This is a genomic window from Vibrio sp. BS-M-Sm-2, assembly GCF_041504345.1.
In the GTDB taxonomy this organism is placed as follows: domain Bacteria; phylum Pseudomonadota; class Gammaproteobacteria; order Enterobacterales; family Vibrionaceae; genus Vibrio; species Vibrio satsumensis.
The window spans coordinates 1,818,493-1,838,694 of the sequence record NZ_CP167894.1 but is presented as its reverse complement, the minus strand read 5'-3'; the positions used below and the strand labels follow the sequence as shown (position 1 = coordinate 1,838,694).

18 protein-coding genes and 5 tRNA genes are annotated in these 20,202 nt (G+C 41.9%); 19 read left to right on the top strand and 4 right to left on the bottom strand.

Annotation, left to right across the window (positions count from 1 at the left end):
* Window positions 1-6: 6 nt before the first annotated feature.
* The 11 genes from AB8613_RS08280 (at window position 7) to AB8613_RS08230 (ending at window position 9,759) form a co-directional block, all read left to right on the top strand.
* A tRNA-Arg gene (locus tag AB8613_RS08280) sits at window positions 7-83 on the top strand.
* A gap of 49 nt (window positions 84-132) precedes the next feature.
* Window positions 133-208 (top strand) — tRNA-His (locus AB8613_RS08275).
* Window positions 209-285: 77 nt separating this feature from the next.
* A tRNA-Pro gene (locus tag AB8613_RS08270) sits at window positions 286-362 on the top strand.
* A 44-nt stretch (window positions 363-406) separates the two neighbouring features.
* Window positions 407-482, top strand: a tRNA-His gene (locus AB8613_RS08265).
* A 55-nt stretch (window positions 483-537) separates the two neighbouring features.
* Window positions 538-614 (top strand) — tRNA-Pro (locus AB8613_RS08260).
* Between the two features lie 1,082 nt (window positions 615-1,696).
* Window positions 1,697-3,424 (top strand): ABC transporter ATP-binding protein, encoded by a 1,728-nt coding sequence (locus AB8613_RS08255; RefSeq protein ID WP_019826573.1) that lies wholly within the window; start codon window positions 1,697-1,699, stop codon window positions 3,422-3,424.
* A 94-nt stretch (window positions 3,425-3,518) separates the two neighbouring features.
* Window positions 3,519-5,072 (top strand): ABC transporter substrate-binding protein, encoded by a 1,554-nt coding sequence (locus tag AB8613_RS08250; protein ID WP_065677336.1) that lies wholly within the window; start codon window positions 3,519-3,521, stop codon window positions 5,070-5,072.
* 178 nt (window positions 5,073-5,250) lie between these two features.
* Window positions 5,251-6,228 carry an ABC transporter permease gene (locus AB8613_RS08245; RefSeq protein WP_210447262.1) on the top strand — a complete coding sequence of 326 codons (978 nt, stop codon included), beginning with the start codon at window positions 5,251-5,253 and terminating at the stop codon, window positions 6,226-6,228.
* A gap of 2 nt (window positions 6,229-6,230) precedes the next feature.
* Window positions 6,231-7,169 (top strand): ABC transporter permease, encoded by a 939-nt coding sequence (locus AB8613_RS08240; protein ID WP_017060135.1) that lies wholly within the window; start codon window positions 6,231-6,233, stop codon window positions 7,167-7,169.
* Window positions 7,170-7,356: 187 nt separating this feature from the next.
* Entirely contained in the window at window positions 7,357-8,319 is a 963-nt protein-coding gene (locus AB8613_RS08235) for an SPOR domain-containing protein (protein ID WP_372383707.1), read from the top strand.
* Window positions 8,320-8,517: 198 nt separating this feature from the next.
* Complete coding sequence (locus AB8613_RS08230; protein ID WP_372383706.1) at window positions 8,518-9,759, top strand: NADH:ubiquinone reductase (Na(+)-transporting) subunit B; 1,242 nt, start codon at window positions 8,518-8,520, stop codon at window positions 9,757-9,759.
* Between the two features lie 76 nt (window positions 9,760-9,835).
* Here the strand turns inward: AB8613_RS08230 and AB8613_RS08225 are convergent, their stop codons facing one another.
* On the bottom strand, window positions 9,836-10,087 hold the full coding sequence (locus AB8613_RS08225; RefSeq protein WP_065207383.1) for a DUF6482 family protein: 252 nt from the start codon (window positions 10,085-10,087) through the stop codon (window positions 9,836-9,838).
* 632 nt (window positions 10,088-10,719) lie between these two features.
* Here AB8613_RS08225 and AB8613_RS08220 point away from each other — a divergent pair.
* Window positions 10,720-11,310 carry a hypothetical protein gene (locus AB8613_RS08220; RefSeq protein ID WP_372209248.1) on the top strand — a complete coding sequence of 197 codons (591 nt, stop codon included), beginning with the start codon at window positions 10,720-10,722 and terminating at the stop codon, window positions 11,308-11,310.
* Window positions 11,311-11,573: 263 nt separating this feature from the next.
* Here AB8613_RS08220 and AB8613_RS08215 read toward each other — a convergent pair whose 3' ends face one another.
* Window positions 11,574-11,903 (bottom strand): helix-turn-helix domain-containing protein, encoded by a 330-nt coding sequence (locus AB8613_RS08215; RefSeq protein ID WP_372209249.1) that lies wholly within the window; start codon window positions 11,901-11,903, stop codon window positions 11,574-11,576.
* Window positions 11,904-12,005: 102 nt separating this feature from the next.
* On the opposite strand from AB8613_RS08215, the gene AB8613_RS08210 reads away from it, so the two are divergent.
* The 7 genes from AB8613_RS08210 (at window position 12,006) to AB8613_RS08180 (ending at window position 17,686) form a co-directional block, all read left to right on the top strand.
* Window positions 12,006-12,536, top strand: coding sequence for a hypothetical protein (locus tag AB8613_RS08210; protein ID WP_372383705.1), 531 nt, complete (start codon window positions 12,006-12,008; stop codon window positions 12,534-12,536).
* On the top strand, window positions 12,530-13,912 hold the full coding sequence (locus AB8613_RS08205; RefSeq protein WP_372383704.1) for a DEAD/DEAH box helicase: 1,383 nt from the start codon (window positions 12,530-12,532) through the stop codon (window positions 13,910-13,912). The genes AB8613_RS08210 and AB8613_RS08205 overlap by 7 nt, the downstream gene beginning before the upstream one ends.
* A gap of 147 nt (window positions 13,913-14,059) precedes the next feature.
* Complete coding sequence (locus tag AB8613_RS08200) at window positions 14,060-15,145, top strand: ATP-binding protein (RefSeq protein ID WP_102294560.1); 1,086 nt, start codon at window positions 14,060-14,062, stop codon at window positions 15,143-15,145.
* A 42-nt stretch (window positions 15,146-15,187) separates the two neighbouring features.
* Window positions 15,188-15,730 carry a DNA-binding protein gene (locus AB8613_RS08195; protein WP_372383703.1) on the top strand — a complete coding sequence of 181 codons (543 nt, stop codon included), beginning with the start codon at window positions 15,188-15,190 and terminating at the stop codon, window positions 15,728-15,730.
* A gap of 105 nt (window positions 15,731-15,835) precedes the next feature.
* Entirely contained in the window at window positions 15,836-16,237 is a 402-nt protein-coding gene (locus AB8613_RS08190; protein WP_102294564.1) for a TIR domain-containing protein, read from the top strand.
* Window positions 16,238-16,250: 13 nt separating this feature from the next.
* Window positions 16,251-17,210 (top strand): caspase domain-containing protein, encoded by a 960-nt coding sequence (locus tag AB8613_RS08185; RefSeq protein ID WP_372383702.1) that lies wholly within the window; start codon window positions 16,251-16,253, stop codon window positions 17,208-17,210.
* Window positions 17,210-17,686: a toll/interleukin-1 receptor domain-containing protein gene (locus AB8613_RS08180; protein ID WP_102579892.1), complete on the top strand. Its 477-nt coding sequence runs from the start codon at window positions 17,210-17,212 to the stop codon at window positions 17,684-17,686. Before AB8613_RS08185 ends, AB8613_RS08180 begins: the two co-directional genes overlap by 1 nt.
* Here the strand turns inward: AB8613_RS08180 and AB8613_RS08175 are convergent.
* Complete coding sequence (locus AB8613_RS08175) at window positions 17,670-18,107, bottom strand: hypothetical protein (RefSeq protein ID WP_372383701.1); 438 nt, start codon at window positions 18,105-18,107, stop codon at window positions 17,670-17,672. The genes AB8613_RS08180 and AB8613_RS08175 overlap by 17 nt on opposite strands.
* Window positions 18,079-20,193, bottom strand: coding sequence for an integrase (locus tag AB8613_RS08170; protein ID WP_372383700.1), 2,115 nt, complete (start codon window positions 20,191-20,193; stop codon window positions 18,079-18,081). The genes AB8613_RS08175 and AB8613_RS08170 overlap by 29 nt, the downstream gene beginning before the upstream one ends.
* Between the last annotated feature and the right edge of the window lie 9 nt (window positions 20,194-20,202).

Sequence of the window (20,202 nt, the reverse complement as noted above, 5' to 3'; positions counted from 1 at the left end):
GGGCATGCGCCTGTAGCTCAGCTGGATAGAGCGTTGGCCTCCGGAGCCAAAGGCCGAAGGTTCGAATCCTTTCAGGCGCGCCATCCGGTCACTTACTTCGGTAAGCGAGAAATTGGCAGAAAAGAAATTATGGTGGCTATAGCTCAGTTGGTAGAGCCCTGGATTGTGATTCCGGTGGTCGCGAGTTCGAATCTCGTTAGCCACCCCATTCTTTCTTTACAAAATATCGGTAGCTTCGGCTTCCAGTGTTGATTCATTCTTCCCAAGAGTCGATACAAAATTAGTCGGTGAATAGCGCAGCTTGGTAGCGCATCTGGTTTGGGACCAGAGGGTCGGGGGTTCGAATCCCTCTTCACCGACCACTATTTCAATAATCGCTTTTAAGCGGTTATATAAAAAATTAGTGGTGGCTATAGCTCAGTTGGTAGAGCCCTGGATTGTGATTCCGGTGGTCGCGAGTTCGAATCTCGTTAGCCACCCCATTAATTTTGGTAGCTTCTTTGAAGTTTCCAGTTTGAGAAATCAAGCGAAACGTCTCGGTGAATAGCGCAGCTTGGTAGCGCATCTGGTTTGGGACCAGAGGGTCGGGGGTTCGAATCCCTCTTCACCGACCACCTTAAGAAAGCTCATCAGAAATGATGAGCTTTTTTTCATCTGTAGATCGCTAGATTGGAACCCAAGTGGGGTTCGCCTGATGTTCAAAGAATGTCTCTTCACTGATCACTTAAGAAGCTCCGTCAGAAATGACGGGGCTTTTTTACGTCTGGAATTTAGATAATTTGGTGCCAAGAGGGTCGCGGGCTGGTGCGCCAGCCCGGTGGATCGCCAGTCCACAGGGAGCCCTGCCGCGCCAAACCCCTCTTCATCGACTCTTAAGAAGCCTTAGTCGAAAAACTGGTTTTTTACATCTGTTGTTTCAGTAACTCTCTACTTTGAATATTGGGATCTTACCTGCTGTTGCTTCCGTAAACCTCCCCCTTTATATGTAAGACAGATTCCTACCATTTTTCTTGATTATGGTGTTGATACAGAGCTACTTTCTTTATCAAACATGCAGTTTTATATCTAATTTTATATAAATAGTTAGTTCAATAATTCGACATACTAATGGGCTTGGTCTAAAGACTTTTATGAAAAGTGAAACCTGACCCTAAACCTGCTCACTAAGGCCTGAATTTGACAGCTTTCTGCGCATTTGCTCGTTCAAAAACGCCTCTGATTTGTTAAGCCTTTCATTTCTCTGGTTTGTATTTATCAAAATAATTTAAATGGTTATATGTATGGTTAATTTTCGTTTATCTAGTTGTTTTATTTGTTTAAATTAACAAAATTAGCGTTTGTTTCTATAGTGTTAATTGTTTTTTGGAATAATTATTTGTTTTCAGTGACTGGTAGTGAGATCTGCTTTGAAGCACAGTTTAAACTCTACAAGTAAGTGGTGGTAAGGAGTTTGTGAGTATTTCTTACCGATAATATAATGTTGATTTTTCTTACTATATGCTCTTTGAGTGAATAGTTATGTGGCACTTTTGCTTGCTAAGCGTTTAATGTCGACTTTTTATCCTATTTTTGTTGCTTTTCTGTGAATTATTTGCCAAATTGTCAACCGTATAAAATATCAGAACAATATTCTGGTAAGAATGGATTCAATTTTGCAGACAGGGCAGAAAGCTGCCAAAGCAGTAGAGGTCTGGTAATGTCACTTTTAGAAGTAAAAAATCTTCGTATCGAATACCCATCTCGTCATGGAGTTCACGCCGCAGTTAAATCACTTTCGTTCAACATTGAACGTGGTGAGATTGTTGGTGTTGTAGGCGAGTCTGGTGCAGGTAAATCAACAGTAGGTAATGCTGTGATCGATTTGCTGAGCCCTCCTGGCCGCATTGCTAGCGGCGAGGTATTTCTGGACGGCGAAAAAGTCTCTGGTTTATCTCCTGAACAGATGCGTTCTGTTCGCGGCTCAAAGATTGGTTTTATCTTCCAAGACCCAATGACTTCTCTTAACCCTCTATTCACAGTAGAACAGCAGTTAAAAGAGACGATTCATGCCAACATGAAGGTTTCGGATCAAGAAGCCTACCAGCGCTCATTAGACTTGATGAACCAAGTGGGTATCCCACAACCAGAAAACCGTTTAAAGCAGTACCCACACCAATTCTCTGGCGGTATGCGTCAGCGTGTGGTTATCGCGATCGCATTGGCTGGTGAACCTGACCTAATCATCGCAGATGAACCAACAACTGCACTGGATGTTTCTATCCAAGACCAGATCTTGGGTTTGATTCGCGACTTATGTATTAAGAAGAACGTAGGTTGTATGTTGGTCACACACGACATGGGTGTGGTATCTAATGTTACTGATCGTGTAGCCGTGATGTATCGTGGTGATTTGGTTGAGTTTGGCCCGACGGCGAAAGTCCTTGGTACTCCTGAACACCCATACACACACAGTCTTATCTCAGCGGTTCCACGTTCAGACCGTAAACTCGATCGTTTCCCTCTTGTGAGCTACATCGAAGAAGCGCACGAGATGGAACCTCTAGATGTGAAAAATCACTGGTTAGGTCAAAGCCAAGATCACCGTGATTACACTGGCCCATTGTTGAATGTTGAAAACGTGCACTTACGCTTTACTACCAAAGATTCTTTCTTTGAGAGTCGTCGTGAGTACGTTCAAGCATCAAACAACGTGAGCTTTGAAGTGCATGAAGGTGAGACGTTTGGCTTAGTAGGTGAATCAGGCTCAGGTAAATCAACTATTGCTCGTGTGATTGCTGGCTTGTATGCACCGAATTCAGGCAAGGTAACGTTTGAAGGCGTTGACCTTACTGGTCTGAAATCTGAAAAAGAACGTCGCCCTATGCGTCGTCAAATGCAGATGGTTTTCCAAAACCCTTACACATCAATGAACCCTCGAATGAAGATATTCGACATCATTGCTGAGCCTATCCGATTCCATAAACTTACGCGCAACGAGAATGAAACTCGTCAGATCGTGAACGACCTGCTAGAGCACGTTGGTTTAGGCGTAATGGCCGGGGTTAAGTACCCACACGAATTCTCAGGTGGCCAACGTCAGCGTATTTCTATCGCTCGCGCTTTGGCAACTCGCCCTCGTCTTTTGATTTGTGATGAACCTACCTCGGCACTGGATGTGTCGGTACAGGCTCAGATCCTTAACCTATTAAAAGACTTACAAGACGAGCTAAACCTAACCATGCTGTTCATCAGTCACGATTTACCGGTTATTCGCCAAATGTGTGATCGTGTTGGTGTGATGCAAATGGGAGAACTATTGGAAGTCGCGCCAACCGAGCAGCTATTCCAATCGCCTCAGCATGAATACAGCAAACACCTAATTTCTTTAATGCCTGAATTTACAGGTTTAAGAGAAGAAAAAGCAGTGGCACAAGCCGCGGTATAAAAATCAGCAGGCTGGAGTTTGGCTTGCTAAAAACAATAAACAGACGCAAATACAACAACTAGGGATCTGGATTCCCGCATGAAGGAGTTATGCAATGAAAACCATGAAAAGCAAATTAGCAGTAGCTTTAATGGCAGCTGGCCTAAGCTTTAGTGCAGCAGCAGCAGATATTACCGTTGGCTACGCAGCTGACCCTGTATCACTTGACCCGCACGAGCAGCTGTCTGGTGGCACACTGCAAATGTCTCACATGGTGTTTGACCCTCTAGTACGTTTCACAAAAGAGATGGATTTTGAAGGCCGCCTAGCATCTAGCTGGGAGCGTGTTGATGAAACGACTTTCCGCTTTAACCTACGTAAAGGTGTGAAATTCCACTCTGGTAACGAACTGACTGCTGATGATGTTGTGTGGACTTTTGAACGTCTACAAGCTTCTCCAGACTTTAAGTCTATCTTCACGCCATACGAAAAAATGGTAAAAGTGGATGACTACACAGTTGAGCTTGTTTCTAAAGCGGCTTACCCACTAGTACTACAAACAGCAACTTACATCTTCCCAATGGACAGCAAGTTCTACTCTGGCCAAACAGCAGAAGGTAAAGACAAGTCTGAGCTAGTTAAGCACGGTAACTCGTTCGCTTCGACTAACGTTTCAGGTACTGGTCCATTCATCGTAACGCAACGTGAGCAAGGCGTTAAAGTAACGTTTGAGCGCTTCAACGATTACTGGGACACAGAAACTGAAGGCAACGTAGACAAGCTAACACTTGTGCCAATCAAAGAAGATGCAACACGTGTTGCTGCACTTCTTTCTGGCGACGTTGATATGATTCACCCAGTAGCACCAAACGATCACAAGCGTGTTAAAAACGCTAAGAACATCGATCTAGTAACGCTACCTGGTACTCGTATCATTACGTTCCAAATGAACCAAAACAGCAACGAAGCACTGAAAGACGTGCGCGTTCGTCAAGCAATCGTTCATGCTATTAACAATGAAGGTATTGTTAAGAAAATCATGAAAGGTTTCGCGACAGCAGCTGGTCAGCAAAGCCCAACAGGCTACGCGGGTCACAACGAAGACCTAGTTCCTCGTTACGATCTGAAAAAAGCGAAAGAGCTGATGAAAGAAGCGGGCTACGAAGATGGCTTTACGCTAACTATGATGGCACCGAACAACCGTTACGTGAACGATGCGAAAGTAGCGCAAGCGTCTGCAGCAATGCTATCTAAGATTGGTATTAAAGTTGATCTTAAGACTATGCCTAAAGCACAGTACTGGCCTGAGTTTGACCTATGTTCAGCAGACATGATGATGATCGGCTGGCACTCAGATACAGAAGATTCAGCTAACTTCAACGAGTTCCTAACTATGACTCGTAACGAAGAGACTGGTCGTGGTCAATACAACTGTTCTGGTTACTCAAACCCAGAAATGGATGCGATCGTAGAAGCTTCTAACACTGAAACTGACCCAGTTAAGCGTTCTGAAATGCTAAAAGGCGTTGAAGCAACACTTTACAACGACGCAGCATTCGTACCGCTACACTGGCAAAGTGAAGCGTGGGGCGCGAAGTCTAACGTAGGTGCAGCAGACGTAGTAAACCCAATGGTTATGCCTTACTTCGGCGACCTAGTTGTAAAATAATCTAGCTTGCTAGAATCGAGAGCCTGAAGCTTTTCAGGCTCTCAAATTATTAAGAAATAGATTTAAGTTTCGGTATTTGGTCTTCCTTCAGTCTGGCTAAATACCTTTTTTAAGACTGAATTTTGTTATCTAGTCGCGGATTTCGACTAGATAGTCATGGATAGATAAGGGGCAAGGAATGGTTACGTTTCTGGTCAAGCGCCTGTTTCAGGCACTGATAGTGATGTTTGTGATCAGTTTGGTGGCGTTTGCCATTCAGGATAACCTGGGCGACCCGTTGCGTGAGTTAGTTGGTCAATCTGTTTCAGAATCGGAGCGTCAAGCGCTGCGTGATGAACTCGGCTTAAATGATCCCTTCATTACAAAATACACTCGCTTTGTGGGCGCAGCTCTACAAGGTGATCTTGGTACTTCATATTTCTTTAAACGCCCTGCTGTGGACGTAATCTTAGATAAATTGGTCGCGACGCTTGAACTTGTGTTTGGCGCTTCTCTGATCATTGTTTGTCTGTCGATCCCACTCGGCGTTTATTCTGCAATACACCCAAAAAGTTTCTTCACTAAATTGGTGATGGCGGGCAGTAGTGTCGGCATCTCGGTACCTGTTTTCTTAACCGCAATCATGCTGATGTATGTGTTCTCGATTGAGTTAGGTTGGCTACCGTCATTCGGACGTGGTGATACCGCAAACTGGTTCGGCTGGGAATCTGGCTTCCTAACGCTAGATGGCCTTGCGCACTTAGTGCTGCCGAGTATTGCTCTAGCATCTATCATGCTGCCTCTGTTCATTCGTCTAGTACGCTCTGAAATGCTCGAGGTTCTTAGTTCTGAATACATCAAGTTTGGTAAAGCAAAAGGCCTAGCGCTGAACAAGATTTACTACCAACACGCTCTGAAGAACACAATGCTACCTGTACTAACGGTTGGTGGTGTTCAAATTGGTACAATGGTGGCTTACACCATTCTTACGGAAACTGTATTCCAGTGGCCGGGTACCGGCTTTCTATTCCTTGAAGCGATTAACCGAGTGGATACTCCACTGATTACCGCATACGTTATCTTCGTTGGTCTGATCTTCGTAGTAACGAACACCATTGTTGACCTGCTGTACGGCATCATTAACCCAACAGTGAACATTACAGGGAAAGGAGCATAATCATGGAACAAACAACAACAGCTCCATCTCGCTGGGAGCGATTTAAGCAGTCAGACATTCTGTACTACTTCTTACGCGATAAAGTGGCAATGGTCAGCTTTGCGATCTTTGCAGCCTTCCTAGTGATGGCATTAGCGGCACCGATCTTAGCGCCAACAGACCCGTATGACGTGACGTCTATCGACATCATGGATTCTGAGTTGCCACCATCTTGGATGGAAGACGGAGAAGAACGTTTCCTACTGGGTACTGATGAGCAAGGTCGTGACATCTTATCTACGATGCTTTACGGCTCGCGTCTGTCACTGACGATTGGTTTCCTCGCGGTAGGTCTTCAGCTGACTCTTGGTATTATTATTGGTCTGTCTGCGGGTTACTTCGGTGGTCGTATTGATAGCTTCCTGATGCGTTTTGCCGATGTTCAGCTTTCGTTCTCAACCATGATGGTTGCGATCATTGTCTCGGCCATCTTTAAGGCGAGTTTCGGTAGTGACTTCTACGCGCAATATGCCGTTGTTATGCTGGTGGTGATTATTGGTATTGCTGAATGGCCGCAGTATGCTCGTACTATTCGTGCATCGGTATTGGCAGAAAAGAAGAAAGAGTACGTAGAAGCGGCACGTGTGATGGGCTTTAGAGCGCCTCGTATCATGTTCCGTCATATTCTGCCTAACTGTTTATCACCGATTTTGGTTATCTCTACGGTACAGGTGGCAAATGCCATCATGTCAGAAGCGGCACTTTCTTTCCTAGGTTTGGGTCTTCCGGTAGACCAACCGTCACTCGGCGCCCTGATCAGTACTGGTTTTAACTACATTTTCTCAGGAGCATGGTGGATCACAGCATTCCCAGGAGTGCTTTTGGTAACATTGGTTCTAGTTATTAACCTATTAGGCGACTGGTTACGCGACGTGTTTAACCCGAAAATTTATAAAGGGTGATAGCTCGGTTTGATTTTTAGTAAAAAAAGTCACTAAACTAAGAGCCGTAAGCAATTACGGCTCTTTTTTTGCTTAATGGATCTGGAACTTAGTATCATTGATAGTGTCAATAATACTTAAAATGGAATTCATGTTTTATCGACATGGATTCGGTAATAATTAGTCCGTAAGGGTTTAAGTGGTGGTTATGAAATTGACAATGAATGCTGTATGTCGTGCTGTGACGAGAAATTATCGTATGGGGCTTATCGCTGCATCTCTTTTGGTATCGAGCCAAGTGAATGCAGAGTCGGTTCTATGTGATGCAACTCAGGCAAGCACCAACCAATTACCACAGCTAGAGCAATCATGTCCGATCGGTAAGGGTGTTTGGGGGAGCAAGGCGCCTAAACGTCATTCAGATAACGAGCTGTTTTGGGTTCAATGTGGCTTGCTGAATAAGCCTTTGTCACTGAACCGAGCAAAGCCCCTATATGAGAAGATCTCGACCAATGTATGGATGAAGCCGGAAGGCGGAGACTATCGTTGTTTAATTGGCCCTTATTCTACCTTCTCCGATGCAAGAAAAGACCTAGCTCAGGTCCGTAAAGTGTCTGGATACAGTGAAGCCTTCATTCGTATGGTTGATAAGTCTCAGACCTCGTCACAGCCTATTGTTGCAAAACCGGCAGAGCCAAAAATGGTTAAGCCTAAGGCTCCTGGAAAACCAAAACCAAAACCAACAGCAAAACCTGTGGCCGTTAAGCAAGCGGCCGCGGTAACGAGTGCTGCTGCTATTCAGACGCTACCAAGCGGTAATGCGCGCTCAGATGGTGATCTAGAAATCGAGATTCGCGTGACAGCAGACGTTGCGGGTAACCAATATGCGATTCCTTACCTTCTAGACCATCAACAACAGTTCTACATGGAACAAGGTAAGCCTTGGAGCCGCCTAGATTACGATAGCGCTGAATTAGTGTGTAATCAGGTCAACATGAAGCTGATGAGTGAAAAGCAATGGCAAAGCATCTTGAGCTCAAAGGTTATGGAAAAACAGAACTGGCCAATGCACCTCCCTTATTGGGGCGCAGATAAGAAAGGCCTGTTTACCAACGGTAACGTTAACCAATTGAAAGGCTCTTCATTGCTCAATGTGATGTGCGTTAAGTAACGACGACCGTTGTTATACCAAATAAGCCTCAGCCATTGCTGGGGCTTTGTTGTTTATACATTCTTCTTTTTCAACATCGGTTCGACTTTCAGATACTCGTTCTTCAAGACGAATTTGATTAAAAATAGCTAAAAATTGTTCAAATAGCACGGTTGATGCGTAGAAAACCATAACTCAAGCAATAAGGTGATTGAGATTATGAGTTTAAAAAAACGATTAGAAGACGTGGCTCCACGCTTTGAAGCCGGAGGGAAGTACGAAAAGCTTTATCCTGTATACGAGGCTTTCGCGACGATATTTTATACGCCTGGTAACGTAAACCAAGGCTTGACCCATGTTCGAGATAGCATCGATCTCAAACGAATCATGATTCTGGTGTGGCTGGCAACTTTTCCTGCAATGTTCTGGGGTATGTACAACGTAGGTCATCAAGCCGTGATGGGTTTGACAGCTACCTATTCTGGCGCTGAGCTTGCCTCCATCATCGACAGCAGTTGGCGCTTGTCGTGGGCATTTGGTGATGCACAGTCACTGATGGCAAGTGGTTGGGTAAGTCAGGTGTTGCTTGGTGCACTCTATTTCCTACCCGTTTATGCCACGGTGTTTGTGGTAGGTGGCTTCTGGGAGGTACTGTTTGCTGTCGTTCGCAAGCACGAAGTTAATGAAGGCTTCTTTGTTAGCTCGGTGCTGTTTGCACTGATTCTTCCACCAACCATTCCGTTATGGCAAGCAGCGCTAGGTATCACCTTTGGTATCGTTGTCGCCAAAGAGCTGTTCGGTGGTACAGGACGAAACTTCCTCAACCCTGCACTCGCAGGCCGCGCGTTTCTCTATTTCGCGTATCCAGCCAACATGTCGGGTGGCTTAGTATGGGTTGCCGCTGACGGTTATTCAGGAGCGACTCCACTGAGTCAATGGTATGAGGGGGGCAGTACCTCTCTGATTAACAATATGACTGGCGAGACAATAACGTGGATGGACGCGTTTATCGGCAATATACCCGGCTCGATGGGTGAGGTTTCTTCATTGCTTATCATGTTGACGGGGCTGATTCTGATTGTCATGAAAATTGCCTCTTGGCGCATTGTAGCGGGTGTAATTGTCGGCCTTGTGGTGACATCTAGCTTGATGAACTGGATTGGTTCAGAGACTAACTCTATGTTCTCGATGCCGTTCTACTGGCACTTTGTGCTGGGTGGTGTTGCCTTTGGTACCTTCTTCATGGCGACCGACCCAGTTTCTGCCGCTTTTACCAACCAGAGTAAGTGGGCTTACGGGATCTTGATTGGTGTAATGACGGTCGGCATCCGAGTGCTCAACCCTGCTTATCCAGAAGGCATCATGCTCGCTATCTTGTTTGCTAACTTGTTTGCTCCATTGTTCGACTTTATTGTGAAAGAGCAAAACATCAAACGCAGACAAAAACGTACAGCACGATAAGAAATAAAACCCCAACGAAAAAGGCTTGCAGATGTGCAAGCCTTTCAATTTTTATCGCGATTGCTTTGAAGTTGATTTAACTCCACTTCAAATCAATCTCGAATGGTTGGGTGTTACCACAATGCTCACCACACATCTCGTCGTAGGCACTGTTATGAATAAGCGTGGCCGACGCTACGCCTTGGTCACTAAAGTGGTCGCGCGCTTGGTTAACACTCAAAAACTTCATTGGGTGCTGGTGGTCGTCTTTGATTAACTGTTTTTGCTCGCCAATGATTTGGTAAGCTAAGTAGATCCCGCCTTCAAATGATTCAATTAGTAGATTCATCACAAACTCCATTGCTGTTCTAGGTAGGTGGATATTTGTGTTACGTCGAATCGGTAACTAAGGTTCAGAGCGGATATAAAAAAAGCAGGCACGAGGCCTGCTTCTAAAGAGTGATCAACTAAGACGTTGATTATCTCATGGTAACTCTACACTCTTTATATTTAGAAGTGAAAAAAACTGGAAACCTATACAACATAAAGCTTCAGGTCATTTTCCAGAAAAATCTCAAAATCAAAAAAATTTAAAGAATAATAAATTCTGGAAAATTAATTTTCCAGAATTTTAGTTATTAGAGTTTTATGGCACTTCCCATCCTATCCTCTCTTCTTTGCCTCTTAGTATATTGTGTTATTTATCAATAGTTAGTGTCCGGTTTTCTGCGTTGACAGGACCAAGTCACTATCTTAACCTCATTGTCGCTTAGCGAAAGCAAAGCACTTCTTTCTAACGTTGTTTGTTAGTTAGTAAACGAAGTCGGTTCTCTATTGTTCATTTTTTGTATCGATAGAATCGGCAAATTAAAGAAGCGGAAATCCCGCAAATTAAATCGGAGTTTTTCATGATGAAACTAGGATTGTTCCTAATTAAGTCACGTCTGTCCCTCAATCAATTTTTCTTACAGGAGAAAACCAATGTTTACCAGTGGTATGAACACCGACGAAGTAACATGTCGTAAAACGTTACTAGAAGCTAATGAGCAGAGTCCAATTAAAGAGATTTTAGAAATAGCGTTTCAAATTGCTACTAATGAATATGAAGCGTTAGATGACGGAATTCCTTTAGAATTAGAGTTTGCAACAAGAAGCGATGCTAAAGCAGCACGAGATTGGGTTCCAAAAGGGAACAAAGACGGTTATGGGAATCTCCCTTGGGAGAAAGCCGTTAGCAAGTCTGTCTACAATTCTAAACGATTTGTCTTGGCAATAAGGCATAATCAAGAATTAGTAGGCTTGGTATCTGGTTACGTGGATTTGGTCAATAAGCGGTTGGTGCTGTCTCAGATCGAGAGAGATGCCAGCAAAAGTAGCTTTGAAGGTCGTGCTATCCCATTTGTTTCTGGGTTGATGTATAGAATTTCAGAAGTATTTGACTTGGAAGAAATTCGTATTATGGAACCAGCTAAACGGTTGATTCACAGATACAAAGAATTCTTTCTAGATGCAGAGGAAGTAGAGTTTCGTCCTCCGTATCTAAAAGTTCCAGTTTATGAATTATCTGGCTAATAGCTTTTAGCGTTCGTGTATAAAGTTGGCTCGTTGTTAGAGTTATGACGAGCTGACTTGTTTTGCATATTTACAGATCTAAAAGTACCAGATTTTGAACGCTCTAGCATGGCTAGCGCTTTTGCTTTTGCTTTTGCGAATTCAGCTATGTTTGAGGTTGTCATTATGGGTACCCTAATTTATTTGGTAGGTATAAAAATTCATACAGTTTTGTATGTATATTAAACAATAATACAGCATCAAGGGGGGCGGTATCAATAGTTTTAGTTATCAACTAAGGCTACTTTGAAAGTGTTTTCTATATGAACTATTAATTCTTGTTTTTGGTTTTTGTCTAATTCATTGATTAAAAAAACTAAATTAGCAGAACATTCGTCTTCACAGAAAAAATAATTCAAAGGTACACCAAGTTCGTCAGCCATTTTCTTCAATGTACTGATATCAGGTGTATGTTTTCCTTTCTCGTACTGATTCATTCTTGCACTAGCCGAACTTTCATCGATGCCAATACGCAACCCCAATTCTTTTTGGGAGATCTTTGCTTTTTTACGCACCTCTTTGAGCCGCGCTGGAACAGGGTTGTCGGTCGACATTTATAATTCATACTATTGGCTCTATATGACTAAGATTTTCTTAGTTTTACTGATTTCTGTATACTAAGCAATCCTTAGTATTTAGATTGGTATAAGCAGTACATGAAACGTTCTATAAAAATCAGTGCAGTAATGCACAAGTTGTTGATTGAAAAAGGAATGGATGGTTTTTCTGTAATAGAAGCTAGGGACGCTTCATTAAACATTGTAGATGGCATAAAAAATCTTGATGAGGCTCGGAAGAAGGTTTATCGCCAAATATGGCAATATCAACAAAGGGGTTGGCTTCGAACTGAAGGTGAAGGAAGAAATAAAAGGTACTTTCAAACCGAACAATTTAGATATCTTGAAGTGTTGCCCCGAAGGAAAGCTAAACGCGAACCCTCGATAAAAGAGGCTACATCGGATTACTCTGTGCTATTTCGAGAGAGCAACGAATACAAAGGTGAATTGGAGATCGTGCTTGGTGAAATTGATGAATATCAATCATTAAGATACCGCTTTCCTGAACTTGAGAGCCGATTATCCCCATTGCTACAGCAAGCAAAAGAACGTTCAGCGCACCTGCTTGGAAAGGTTAATGGATTAACGAATGTTCTTAAAGCGCTCTCAGATGACAACCTACCATGTTAAGGCAATGGCAGATCGAATGTTCAGAAAAAGCGTTACTGAAATTTAGATCGAATCAGCAGCACTTCTTCTGTCAAGCAACTCCAGGGGCTGGAAAAACGGTGCTCGCCGCAACAGTCGCATCAAGATTGCTTAACGATAATATGGTCGATCTTGTTTTGTGTTTTTCTCCGTCTTTAACGGTTTCTGATGGAATCAAGAGAACCTTTTCACGAACTCTTAATTGCACCTTTAACGGAGGCCTTGGCTCTATTGGGCAATCCCTAACATATCAATCAATTCAATTTCTTAATGATGAATTCTGGAAAACCCTCTGTAACCATCGAGTGTTTGTTGTTTTTGATGAGATTCATCACTGTTCAGGTTCAGAGATTGAAAATGCAAATGTTTGGGGGCAACAAGTACTCACAAAGATTCAAGGGCTCGCAACCTATACACTTGCTATGTCAGGAACTCCGTGGCGTTCAGATGCTTTACCTATCGTTATGGGTGAATACAGCAATAACGATAACCAACTTCTCGTTGATTACCAATATACCTTGAAGCAAGCTATTGCAGACAAGGTTTGTCGATCTCCGACGTTGGTGCTAGTGGATAATGAACACCTCTCAGTGGCCAGTGATGAAAAAGTTGAATCGTTTTCTTCAATTTTAGAAATGCTTAAACAGACAAAAACTTCATACCTAAGTGTCATACATAACCAAGAAGCTATGGAATACTTGCTTGGGCTCGGTTGTAAGAAGCTCGCAGAAATCCGCTCTCAATTGCCGACTGCCGGAGGGTTAGTTGTTGCTTCTTCTGTTCAGCACGCTCAAGCGATCAAAAAGATACTCTCTCAAAAGTATGCTCAATCAGTTTCAATAGTCACTTACCTCCACGAAGAACCTTTAGCCGAAATAGAACGCTATCGTCAAAGTGACGCTCAATGGATTGTCAGTGTTGGAATGATTAGCGAAGGAACTGATATCCCTCGCCTTCAAGTTTGTTGCCACATGAGTTCGGTCAAAACTGAGCTGTATTTTAGGCAGGTATTAGGGCGAATTCTTAGGGTAAATGACGCTGTGAATCAGGAGGCTTGGTTGTTTACTTTTGCGGAACAAAGCTTGATTAAGTATGCCGAACGGATTGAACAAGACATTCCTGAGTCTTGCATGTTTGCAAAAATAGATAGCTTGATAGATTTTGAGTTAGAGCCTCAACGGGCTCATCTAATTGTTAATAGCCTCGTAGAAGAGCGAGATGAAGTGAACTCAAATTTGAACTGGAGTAGTACTACCTACATCGATTCCAATTCAAGCAGATTTCTTAATACCTTTGACGAACTTCGATTGGGAAGTTTTAGGCATCGCGTAATTTCAGCCTTTCTAGCCGCTTCGTAGTTTAAAAATGATCTCAACACTCTAGTTAACTCTTTATTTCAGTTACAATATCGTCACTATGGAATATGAGCTCAGTCACTATACGCAATGTGGCATTGTTGAGGTGGTTTTGAGGTTGTGGATACGTCTAAAGGTGAGTGTTGCTTAATGAAGTCCAAAATAGAATGCCTGCTACAAAGTAGCTCAGGACTAAAAGGCCGAGAAATTGCTAAGCAATTGAAATTGGATAAAAAATCAGTCAACTCGTTTTTACACCATGATGAAAGTGGGTTGTTCAAGTGTGTTGAAAATAGATGGTATCTAGGCCGAGCTGAGACAGTTGTAAAGATTGAAAAAGCAGGCTGGCTTAGAGCGTCTGATTTTGAAAAAATCCTATTCGAGAATGAAGATCTGTGGTTAGAGTCCGTAGAATCAGTTCGATTGGAATTTCGCAATTGTGCAATTTTACTAGGAGCAGTATCTAGAATTTTATGTCTTGTTAATCAACTTTCAATTAATGGGAAATCTATAACTTTAGATTTTTTAGAATGTTCTGAATCTTTTTCATACCTTTGCCGCGTAGGGCTGTTTGATGAATTAGATGAAACAATTAGTGTTATTCCCAAAGTTCAAGATCACTCTTGCCATTACGGTCAAAATAGTAAAGTTATGGAGTTTGTCTCTATCCCTTTTGAGACAAAAGAGACGGATCTACCTACTAGGCTTAAAAAATCATTTATTGAACTCGCAGGTGAAGAGCATGCAAACACAGCCTTTGGGTTCATAGCTGAGTTTATTAACAACATTATCGAGCACTCTGAAACGTCAATTCCCGGAGTTGCAGCACTTCAAGTTTATGGAAAAGATAAGAAAAGAAAAAACGTACAAACAGTCTTTTCGGATAGTGGGAAGGGTATTATTGGTACATTGAGACCTGTATTACAGCTTAGATACCCTAAGCTATATCGGAAATACCCATTAGATAATACAAAATCAAATGCACTATTACTTAAAGAAGTGTTTGAGAATGGGGGAATTAGTGGTGCAAAAGACCCCAATTATAAAAGTCGTGGTTTAGGGATGAAGTTGAGTGCAAAGAATGCTGCCAAGTTTGACGCTACTATTTGCATAAGACAAGAATGCTTTGAAATCACGATTAAGTACCAAGAAGGGCAAGTTTATGAGTTTTCATATCAAGACGAACTCACAAAAATCCTAGGAACTCACATTTGTTTTGATTTTTATCTCGATTAATGTGCTATATTCTCATTAAATAAAATATATGAATCAGAAATCATGCTTTTAAAACTCAAAAACTTTACACAAGATGAACATCCAAATGGCAATGTAAAAGGAAAAGCTGTATACGCTGCTCTTTTTGACTTTGTAGCTTGTCATCAAAATGAAGATACATTTGAGATTTCCCTTGATGGAATAGTTGCAACTGATGCATCGTTCCCACGAGAGAGTGTGATGGCGCTTGCTAAACATTTTTCTGGAGAAAAATTTTTCTATTTAACTAACTTTAAAGATGAGGATTTGATTGATAACTGGACATACGGAGCTATTGCTAAAGAGCAACCTATGACTGTCTGGGAAGGAAGTTCAGCTACGTTCATCGGCCCAGACATGACTAAATCAGTCAAAGAGTTGGTTGAATATTTGATTAAGAAAAGAAAGGCAACCACTAGTAAAGTCGCGCAACATTTTGATATATCTACACAAAATGCGAGTACTCGCCTGAAGAATATTTATAAACTCGGGTATGTTAACAGAGTTGAAGAAGCAGCAGAAAGTGGCGGCAAAGAGTTTGTATATAAATTAATCGGCAATTTCTGATTAAAATAATTGATTTAACCAGAATTGAGGGGTAGTATCTCTTTTGTTCACCATGACCTCTAGGTCTGGTTAAAAAAAATATTGAATCAGAAGGTTGCCTACACAATGAATACTTATAACTTATTTATTTCCCACTCATGGAGCTATGGCTCTCAATACATCAATTTTACCAATTTGTTAAATTCCCGTCCTTACTTCAACTTTAAGAATTATTCCGTACCGAAGAGTAGCCCGATAACAGGAGCTAGAACTGATTATCAGTTATCACAAGCTATTGAAAACAAAGTTCGAGCATGTTCAGTTGTTGTAATTATGGCTGGCGTCTATTCAACCCATAGTAAGTGGATTAATAAAGAGATAGAGATAGCAAAGAGATTGGGGAAGCCAATTCTAGCCGTTAAACCTTTTGGTTCGACTAATATTTCTACAACGGTAAGGAGTGCGGCTAGTGAAGTATGTAATTGGTCGACTGAAAGCATTATTTCTGCAATACGTCGATTGGCGTAAGAGGGATGACATCATGAGAAAAGCACTCTTTCTAGGGATAAATGATTATTCGAATATCAATCCATTAAATGGTTGTAATAACGATGCTATTGAGATGGCGTCTGTACTTAAACGACACGCATCTGGTACCCCTAACTTCCATAGCAAGGTATATACAACTGCGGAAAATAATTTAAGTAGACGCTTTGTTGAAGAGTCAATACAGGAGCTATTTTCTGGCTCATGTGATGTAGCTCTATTATATTTTGCAGGTCATGGGCAATTTGACGATAACCTCCATGAAGGAATGATCATTCCTCAAGATTATCGAGACTCAAGAGATGGTGTGAGAGTGAGTGATATTCTTCAATGGGCTGATAATGCAACTGGAATAAAGAACAAAATTATTATCCTTGATTGCTGTGAGGCCGGTGGTGCAGGCGAAGTGCGCCAATTGAAGGGAGGAGCAAGCGTTATTAGTGATGGAATAACAATTCTAACTGCTTGTAGAAAGGATGAGTATGCTCAAGAGGTTAGTGGTCATGGAGTCTTTACTAAGCTTATGCTCCAAGCTTTGCATGGAGGGGCGACAAATGTTCTTGGCCACGTTACACCTGGTAGCCTATATTCTTTTGTTGATAATGCATTAGGTCCTTGGGAACAAAGGCCTGTATTTAAAACCAACGTATCTGAATTTATTTCTTTAAAAGAACATACCCCTTTGGTTCCCTTAGAAACACTTCGTCAGTTACCAGAGTGGTTCCCAGAATCTGAAACTGTTTACGCTCTTACACCCGAATATGAACCTGAATACAGCAACCATAATCCAGAGTTGGGCAAAATTTTTGCTCAACTACAAAAATGTAATCGTCATAGTTTGATAGAGCCTGTTGATTCAGAGCATATGTATTTTGCAGCTATGGAGTCTGCAGGGTGCCGCCTTACTGCACTGGGTGCATATTATCGTGAACTTGCAATTAAGGGGCATTTCTAATGACAGTATTTATTAGTTATAGACATACTGATAGGGGTACAGCACTTGAAATTGATAGACACCTACGAAGTTCTGGTATTGAAACCTATTTGGATGTATTAGATACGGAATCACAAACGAGTGTGAATATTACCGAAGTCATAACAAGAAATATTGCTCGCTCTACACATATGATTGCGGTTATATCACAGGATACCGCAAGCTCCTGGTGGGTTCCATTTGAGATTGGGGAGGCAACAATATCAGCAACTCGAATATCTTCTTATAGAACAGGGTATAGTGCTTTACCAGAGTACTTAAAAATGTGGCCTCAAATGGCAAGAATGAGCCATCTTTCTTTGTTTATTGAGGAGTACCGTCGAGAAAAGACAGTTGCTTTAAACCGTCGAGGCGTATTCGATTCTGCAACCACTGGTAAAGATGCTGCTGAAAACTTCCATAAGAGTCTCAAGGGAAGAATTACTCGAGGTTATTAACGTCAATCATTTGTGTAGTACCTGATTCTAATTCGGCGACTTGATACTGATACTGCTGAATCATTAAGGCCAGTTGGTTATGCTGACTGGCCATTTCACTTAATTGTTGTTTATAGTCTTCAGCTTGCTTGTAATATTTTTCTTTCAAGCGTTTTTCATTCGCTAAACGCTCTCTCAGGTTTGCGATTTTTTCTTCGTAGAGGTTTTGCTTTCTCGTTTTTGGTGAGCTCTTAATCGCTGTCTCTTTTATCGTTGAGACTATGTCTTTGTAGTAATATGCGGACCCATCACCTAACCCTGCTTCTTCTTCTACGGCTTTGACAGAAATTTTTCTATTTGGATCTATGCGTTCGGTTTGCCTACTTAGAATACGCTTTAGCGCATTTTCAAGCTCAACCCTCGTAATTTGGGACTTGCTCATACTGGTCGCTTCCTATGTCGAACTTTTCGAATGGAATTTTAAATCGGTGCAGTACTTTTTCTGCCGCTCTAATCTGCGTTATGAAATGAGAATACATCGAACTTGTTAATGTACCGATCGCATCCATGTCTTTAACTTGCTGAGAAACCCACGAGTGCCGCTTTTGCCAGCTTTCAACTTGCTCTTGACCAATTAGCTGATTTTCACAATTCATGCAGTTTGCAGGTGAGCTAATCTTATGCATCTGGCATTCGTATCCAGCCATACAGTACGAGTGTAGGGTACCAACTAAAGTTAAGCGACCAGCCCTTACATGTTCATTGACTGCATCCCAAGTTCGGTATTTCTTATGCAGTGAAAGGCGGTTTTTGTTTATAGAACCAGCCATATTTCCCATGAGATTGTTTGATTCCTTTTCTTCATACCACTGATGAATTTTTTGAGTTGTTGATTCCTGAATGACATCGTTTAAAAAAGATTGGAGTTCAGTATCAATCTGTAATGCCTTAATCTTGCTTGCAAGTCCTCCTTCCCCATACCATTCAGAAGTTGGAAGATCTAAGTGTTTGAATTGTTGTTTTATAGCAATGTCATGGCACAAGTTGTGTCTTTTGGAAAAAACGGCAAATGTTCTGCGAAGTTGATGGGTTGTTAATGGCCATACGCAACCTTCAGCAATCCTTTCGTCTGCGTGATTTGGCTCTCTATTGGGATTGATAACTTCAAATTCTATTAAGTCTTGAGCTGTAATCACGGCGCCAGCATCCTTACACAATCTGTTGAAATGGGTACGCATATTACCGTCTTGACGAATAATTGGCTTTTGAGCCTTTCTTCCTTGCCCTAACCATAAGCAGCTTGAGTCGTGGTTACTCATTGGGTCATCATCTTCTAGCAGCTGAATTCTCATATAGCGAGAAATAGCTTCTGCTAGCTCGATTGCTTTTTTTGCTAAGGGGGTCGTCACCCATTCGGCACTCTTCCCCGCACCTTGACTAAATTTATGCTGCTCGGATTGGAGCACGCTATAAGTACGCCCATATACTTCTTTTTCTTTATAACTGTTTGAGTGAAGGCAAAATAGCTCTGAGCGGCGCATTCCTGTAAGTGCACCGCATACAATGTAGCAAGCAGTTTGTAATTCTATTACTTTTCCTTGAACTTTTACCGCGTGTCTAGGCAGCAATTGTGCGAGCTCTGAGTTTTCTAGGTGAGCTTGGAATATGCTTCGATAGCTAAAAGGCTGATGCTTATTAACTTCTACCCGATAATCTGGAGAGTCTTTGTCTAGCCAGTGCCAAGTGCCGCTCTTAATTTTGTCATCAACCCTTCTCTTTCCTTCTTCGTAGTTTTGCCTCATATCATGTAATAGTTCATGCAAGGCCTCTTTGTGTGGATGGTACTTTTCGACCAATCCAAAGCAATGGCTATAAATTTTTTCCATTAGACGAGTAGGAATAGCGTAAAACTGATTTTTACACTCTAACTTAGCTTTTCCGGTTATCTCTCTGGAAAAGGTGGTTTGTGTGTAACCTTCTGGAATTATAAGGTTTATTGGTAAGTATCGGGCTATTTTTTCTGCATGCATTAGGGCGTTGAACAAGCCTTCTACTTGACCAACGCTATAACCTTGGTTTCGAACGAATATGCAAAATTGACTAAAAACTAAATTGGATGTTAGTGCCTCGACAGAGGTATAACCTTCATTATCTAGAAACTTATATACGATACATAACTTTGAATAACGAGCGATGAGAGTCGAGGGTTTTATTACAGCGCCCTTTCTATGGTGGCCAGCGATATACAACCATGAAAAACAAATTAGCTTCATCTCTCTAGCCAAATCGTCATCGTCTATTTTTGAGAACACGATACTTTTTTTGTAGGTGATTCTAGCGTCAAGATAAGCTTGAAAGTTCCACTCCTCATCTCCTATTTGACTTCTAGTTGAGCCATCATAATTTTTGGTGACAGTGATCTTATCTAGCTCTCGGTATTTCTTGTCTGCATAGAGCTGAATGATTCTTTTGTATTCAGAGACGTTTTCTTGCAAGATGTTTTTTGGTAACTCAAAAAGTGGTGTCATGGTGCTGTC